General features: G+C 38.9%; 7 protein-coding genes. 2 read left to right on the forward strand and 5 right to left on the reverse strand.

Annotation, left to right across the window (positions count from 1 at the left end; translation table 11 throughout):
- Positions 1-247 precede the first annotated feature (247 nt).
- Together L2737_RS21940 and L2737_RS21945 are read right to left on the reverse strand one after the other, a co-directional pair.
- A complete protein-coding gene (locus tag L2737_RS21940; RefSeq protein WP_248957104.1) occupies positions 248-1,033 on the reverse strand; it encodes a hypothetical protein in 786 nt (261 codons plus the stop codon).
- Between the two features lie 3 nt (positions 1,034-1,036).
- Positions 1,037-2,776: a MobA/MobL family protein gene (locus L2737_RS21945; protein ID WP_248957105.1), complete on the reverse strand. Its 1,740-nt coding sequence runs from the start codon at positions 2,774-2,776 to the stop codon at positions 1,037-1,039.
- A 230-nt stretch (positions 2,777-3,006) separates the two neighbouring features.
- Here L2737_RS21945 and L2737_RS21950 point away from each other — a divergent pair, with 230 nt between their 5' ends.
- Both L2737_RS21950 and L2737_RS21955 read left to right on the forward strand, forming a co-directional pair.
- Complete coding sequence (locus L2737_RS21950; RefSeq protein ID WP_248957106.1) at positions 3,007-3,300, forward strand: hypothetical protein; 294 nt, start codon at positions 3,007-3,009, stop codon at positions 3,298-3,300.
- Positions 3,301-3,440: 140 nt separating this feature from the next.
- Positions 3,441-4,337, forward strand: a complete 897-nt coding sequence (locus L2737_RS21955) for a S1 family peptidase (RefSeq protein ID WP_248957107.1) — start codon at positions 3,441-3,443, stop codon at positions 4,335-4,337.
- Positions 4,338-4,398: 61 nt separating this feature from the next.
- On the opposite strand, the gene L2737_RS21960 is transcribed toward L2737_RS21955, so the two are convergent.
- The 3 genes from L2737_RS21960 to repM form a co-directional block, all read right to left on the reverse strand.
- Positions 4,399-4,629 carry a hypothetical protein gene (locus tag L2737_RS21960; RefSeq protein WP_248957108.1) on the reverse strand — a complete coding sequence of 77 codons (231 nt, stop codon included), beginning with the start codon at positions 4,627-4,629 and terminating at the stop codon, positions 4,399-4,401.
- Between the two features lie 9 nt (positions 4,630-4,638).
- The gene (locus tag L2737_RS21965) at positions 4,639-5,025 is read right to left on the reverse strand and encodes a Tse2 family ADP-ribosyltransferase toxin (protein ID WP_248957109.1); all 387 of its coding nucleotides are present in this window, start codon (positions 5,023-5,025) and stop codon (positions 4,639-4,641) included.
- Positions 5,026-5,175: 150 nt separating this feature from the next.
- Positions 5,176-6,195 (reverse strand): replication initiation protein RepM, encoded by a 1,020-nt coding sequence (gene repM, locus L2737_RS21970; protein WP_248957110.1) that lies wholly within the window; start codon positions 6,193-6,195, stop codon positions 5,176-5,178.
- Positions 6,196-6,312: the final 117 nt, after the last annotated feature.

Here is a 6,312-nt window from a genome sequence, read left to right on the forward strand (position 1 = left end):
ATATCCTAAAAAATTATTATCCTACATACTATCATATTTATGTAGGATAATACCTTGGATTTGTAGGTGTTAAACCTTGGATTTGTAGGGAGTTAACCTTGGATTTGTAGGGAGTTAACCTTGGATTTGTAGGTATATGGAGGTTGAAAGCTATACAGTACGTGGCTTGTAGAGGGCGGAAAACTCTTTAAAACTCTTTAAAACTCTTTAAAAGGATTAAAGGGATTAAGAAAAGCACTGTTCGGGGTTATCTGAATTTGCAGTATTGATGTTTATCTGTACCTGTAAAACAAGATTTTGGTTTGATTCTTGCGTAATAACCATCTTGACCGTTTACTTCAACAACGTTATGAGCGATACGAGCCTTTTGTAAACTTTGATAATCAGCTCTACGTTCTGCAATCTCTGCTTTGCTTGGTATCAGTAACCAACCTAAAAACAGGGTCATGAGTAAAATGAACAAGCAAATCGCTCCTAAAATACCTGCAATTTTCCAACTCAAAGCCTCGGCAAACTTACTTGATAGCTCCTCTGTATACTGTTCTGCGCCTTCTTGAGCTTTTTGTCTAACACCAGCTAAGGTGTCTGTTGCATGATTGGCTAACTTTTTGTTTTGATTTTCAAATTCAGTAGAAAAAAAGCTTAGGCTCTTAAAGTTAGCATCAAATGTCTTTGTCATTGCTGCTGATAGTTTTGTTAAATCGTTTATATTCGTTGTGGCTACGTTGACGGTTTTTACCAGTGCTGTATTGGCTTTTTCAACATGACCGGCAACGCCATCGGTTAAACGGCTATGATAACGGTTTAGGACAGCTGCAACGGCTGTGCTAGTCTCGTTAGCTGTACCCATAGCAATAGCGTTTTTAATCTCATTCTCGCGCTGCTGATAATCTTTGAGCTGTGCTGTTAGATCGTTTACAAGCTCTGCGGTTGCCTTGTCTTGTTCCTCACGCTGCGCTATGAGAGCGGTATCATGCTCTATCAGCAGTGATACAGCGTTGAGTAACTGCTTAACTTCGGTATCATCTGACATTTTTTACATTCCCATTCCAAAACCACGGCTGCGGTTAATCTCATTGCTAAAGCTTGTAACGTCTCTTTGTGCGCTCTGTAGTGCTTGCTGCTGCGTTTTATCTGCTGTTTTGCTGTGATTGCCTACAAAATAATTTAAAGCGGTCTGTAGGGCTTCTGTGTGCGTTTTACGGTCATCTGTACGATATAGGTTTTTAATCTCGCTCAGTGCTTGCTTTGATTTGTCGCTCACGAAGTCGGTTAAATTACTACGCTCAACCTCTGCAAGCTCACGCTGTGTCTGCGTTGTGCGTGGTTCGTTAATGTAATCATTGAGCTTGTGCATGACCTCATTAGCGGCTGAAATCGCTAAAATAGCCGTACCTGCGGGTTTGTTCTTATCAACCCCTCTGATATCTTTGTCAGATGCTTGTGCCAAAACTGAACCGTACATCTGTTTTTTGTCTGCGGTAAATTGCTTATTCTCATGCTCAAGCCGTTCAGCTTGCGCCTGTCGCTCTTGCTGCTGCGCTCTTTCCCTATCTGCTCTTTGCTGCTCTATGCGCTCACGTTCAGCCTGCTCACGCCTGTTCTGCTCTGCAATCTCACGTTGTCGCTGCTGCTCCAACGCAATCTCTTTTTGTTTTTCGTCATCAGCTAATTCTTTTCTGACGTTCATAGCTAACGCCATCGCTGCGGCAATGTCGGTAGGGGAAGGGGCTTTACGCTTGGGTGCGTCTGGTGTTGATGCTTTGGTGGTTTCATCTACAGCTGCGGCTTTCGTGCTTGGCTTGGGTGGTTGGTCGCCGCCGATCAGCTGCGGCGATGGCGTGGTTTGCTTGATGTCGTGACCATTGATGATGATTGCGTCAGCTGCATCATTCATTTTTTGATTGTCTGTAAGCTGTGCGCTCCACGCTTCGCTGTTACGCTGGGCAATCAGGCGGTTTACTTCGCCCCTGATTGTTGCGGGTGTTTCGTCAATCTGATAAACCTCGCCTTTCTCCTTGGCTTGCTCCGCTTTTTTTAGTTCTCGTTCGTATTTATCGCGCTCTAATTTGGTAGCCACTGACCCCATTTTTTCCTGTGGTGTTATCTCGATGCCTTGCGCTGCATAGCTACGGCTATCAATCAAATCATGGTCATACTCGGCTAGTTTTTCGTTAGCGATATGCTCCCATAGCTCCCGAATTTCTGTTACCTCGTCTTTGGCTCGGCTCATGCTTTTCGCTAGACGCTGGGTATCTGACAGCTCACAATCAGATTTGCTAGTTAGTGTAATTTTGCCGTCTTCGTCCAGTTCCGCTTTGCGTGTCGTCAGCATAATATGCGCGTGGAAGTTGCGAGCGTCTGCGCCCCTTTCAATCTCTCTAGCAGTGGGTTTGTGAATGGCACAATCAGCGATAACGCCAAACTTATCCGCTAGCGATTGAGTAAATTTATGCGCTAATTCTTTGCGTTCTGACTCGCTTAACTCATGCGGTAAATTGATTATCCATTCACGAGCGACACGGCTATTTTTGCGCGTTTCTACTTCCTCGGCTAAGTTCCATAATTCACTGCGCTCGATGTTTGCGCCTTGCTCTTTTAGCGAAGTTGGAAAAATAATATCAGCACTCATTACGCCTGACCGCTTTGAGTAATCGTGAGTTTTACCGTAGCGTTTATCTTCTAATTCACAACCAGCACGATAGCTAGCAGATGCAACGGCTGATTGCCCTTTGCTCCTAGTTATCGGTTTTGTGCTTGCTATGAATATTGACATATTGGTTTTGCTCGGTTTAGTCTTTTGGGGTTTTAGGGGTTTCCCCTAACGGGGTTATAAAAACTTTTTAAAATGTAGCGTAGCGGATATTTTAAAAAGTTTTCGTAAACTCGCACTTAGTCAGTGGGACTTCAAATATCGCAAATAAATTATAGCATGGTAGATTGTTAGAGTTTACTTTACTTGTTATAGTTAGAAAAGACAAAAGATACTAATAACGAGGTACTAATATGAGCATTTTAGGTAATGATGAATTAAAAGAGCAACAGAAACTTAAAAGTCTAGAGCTAGCAATCAATAGAGAAAAAGTAAAAGTAGATAAAAAACTAACAAGACAAAAAATATTGTTAGGGGCTTTTCTTATTGAGACTTTAGAAAAAAATCAGGTACAGGGGCTAAAAGAATATACCGCTAAGAGATTGCCCGAATATTTGACTAGAGAGACAGACAGAAAGTTGTTAAAGGGATTGGTTGAGAACTTAGGAGGTACTATGCCAAGTGATGAAAAAAAGGAACAACAGTAACAGGAAGAAATCCATTATTAAGGTTTGTCTACTGCTAGTGAGTTAAGCTTAGATATAGTAAGCTAACTACAAAATAATAAATAAATGTTTGGTAAAAAAGCTTATATTAGCCTTAAATATAATACTTAGGAAATACATTTGTGATCAAGAAATTAAGTTTGGTAGCTGCGATCATGATAGCTGGCAGTACCTTAGCTTCGGCTAATCAGGAAATCAACAAGCTCGGAGTTAATCTAGGCGCGTTAGATAATGTCGGTAAAACTCTTTCTGACAGTCTAAACAATGTTCAGTTAAGCGAAACTGATATGTCGGATTATGCAAAACTGAGTAACCTTTCTGTAGAAGACGCTAGAAAAAAACTTTTTTACTCCAGAAACAAAGAAAAAGTTTTAAAGATTATAAATGACAATTTTAAAGGTCGAGTTGCAGGGGTATATGTAGTAAACGAACCAAGTTATAAGTTAGTTGTTAATATGACAGGTGAAGAAAGCCCTGCCAATAAATTACTTAATATTGAAAATACTCTAAAAACTGTTTTAGGAGTGGATTATCCTGTCCAAATAAATTATGGAAGCAAAGTAACTAAAGACGATGCTTTGAAGCAATTAGATGCTGCGCAGGCTTTGTTGATAAAGGTTTTTCCAGATATGCAATCTTTAAGCTATGATGAGCAAACAGGGGAAATAATAGCTAAAGTAAAAGGTAAAGAGAGTGAAAATACTTCAGCTGTAAAAAGAGCTAAAGACCTTTGGAACATTACAGGGATACCTTTAAAAGTAGAGTTCGTGAACTATGTCATATCGCCACTAGCTTCGACTTATGGTGGAACACCTGTAGTAAAGATTACTCCTGGAAGCACACAAAGATTTGATTGCACTTTAGGTTACGGCGTTAAAGATTCTTCAGGAAAACAATACATGATGAGTGCTGCTCACTGTGCAAATGACTCTCAAAGGGTTATTCATTTATTTATTAATAATAATTCAAGATTCAAGACAATAAAAACCCGCTTATTAAGCGGGTTTTTATTGTCTTGAATCTTGAATTAAAACTTAGTTTTTAGACAAATTATATTATTTTGAAAACACTAAAAGACTCTTATCCAACTGTGGTCTTAGCTATTGATTCATCTTTATAGCGAGTTAGAATATTTCGCATATATTCTAACGTAGGTCGCATAGAAATAAGATCATTCTCGATATCAGATCGATCATCATCAGTTGTTTCTTCTGAATCCAATTGTCCCTCATAGCTCTTGATACGTGAGTCTAAAGCTTCAATCAAAAAAAACATTTGCTTATATGTCAATTCTGGTTGCATTTTACTCATAATAACCTCTTAATTTATTTTTTTAAACTTAGGATGCAAATCTTGCATTAAACTCTTGAAATGACTTCTTGACATATTTTTCGCTGGTGCCCAACGCCAATGGTTATCATGGTCATTTTCGAGATATATCTCATCAGAGTATTTCGTGCCCTTAGCTATCTTCCACCAATTCTTTCCAGGGACAGGAGGTTTGCTTGTTGTAGAGATCCCACCTTTTTTTCCTACTACCCATTGTTGACCATCATTCAAGTACCATATGATATCTTGTTCTCTGACATTATCCATACGAGGACTAGTTGAGTTTCCACCTCTATAAAGATCCACTGGTACAGTACCAGCTAGAGCTACTACTGTACTGCTTGATAATAATATACCAATAAGTATTTTATTTAACATAGTCATCCTTTGAATCGCGCTTTAATTTACATAAAATTTAGTCGATTTAAGTTGACCTGTATAGGCAGTATTTGTAAGGTTCTTATTAGGATTATCATTATCTAAGTTACACAACCTTTACTTCTATTTAAATAATTTTGAAGTGGTAGATTAGTTTTTCATGCGATCAGGAAACTCATAACCTGACATCAGTAAATACTTACCCCATTCTTGGCGCTGTTGGTCGACTGCTAACCCCTGCTCAACCCACAGTAATAACTCTTCTCTGCTCTTACCAATTGTTTGTGCGCTATAGTCACGTATGAAATCAAAGTTATTCAGTAGTTTGTTAGAAAAAGTATTTCGCTGTTTGTCGCTCATAGCTGGTATTTTTTGAGGTGTGGGCTTTGGACTATCATCAGTTGGCTTGATATCACTAGCGGTTTTATTAACGTCTTTGATAATAGGCTTTACTGACTTTTTAAACTTAAATTTAAAAATAAAACCTGCTACTTTACGTCCCTCTTTGTACTGCTCATAGCTGACAGTTATGTCTGTATGCTCATTGATTTGCTTGATAGCTGGATCTAACGCTCTGCTCTTAAAATTATCCATTCTCTTATATTCTTTGTCATCAATATCAAACCTATGTCTTAGCTCGTTGTATGAGACTGAAGGAACTATTTTCGACTTTCGCCATTGCATCATCATTTCATATAAACGGTGAGCATAGACACTTGTAAGCGGTGCTTTCTGCTTCAAGTGATAACGTGAAAAATCGCCTTTTAATTTCCCTGCTAGCTTTATCAAATCAGGTGTAAACGCTAGTTTAACCAAACCCTGACCTTCTACATAAGCTATATTCCAAACCCAACGCGCTTTTCTATGCTCTTGGTGAGTGGGGAATTTTTCACTTTGCACACTGTAAGTAAAATATCTAGTAAACAGGTTTTCGCTTGCTTCTCTAAGTGCTGTATAAGCTGTTTTCATATCAACATCATATATCTTTGCGTATTCATCAGCCCTTATATGCACAAACTCGTGCATCGTTAGAAGGTCTTTCTCACATTCGTCATAAGTAGCTAAATCTGCTAAAGCGATATCAAGCAGTCTTATCTCTTGAACTGTAAGTGAGTAACTGGCTTCAATCAGCGTATTACTTTTAACAACCATATCCTGAGGTTTTTTCATCCTTGCATATCCTAAAAAATTATTATCCTACATACTATCATATTTATGTAGGATAATACCTTGGATTTGTAGGTGTTAAACCTTGGATTTGTAGGGAGTTAACCTTGGATTTGTAGG

Source organism: Shewanella electrodiphila (genome assembly GCF_023283985.1).
GTDB lineage: Bacteria > Pseudomonadota > Gammaproteobacteria > Enterobacterales > Shewanellaceae > Shewanella > Shewanella electrodiphila.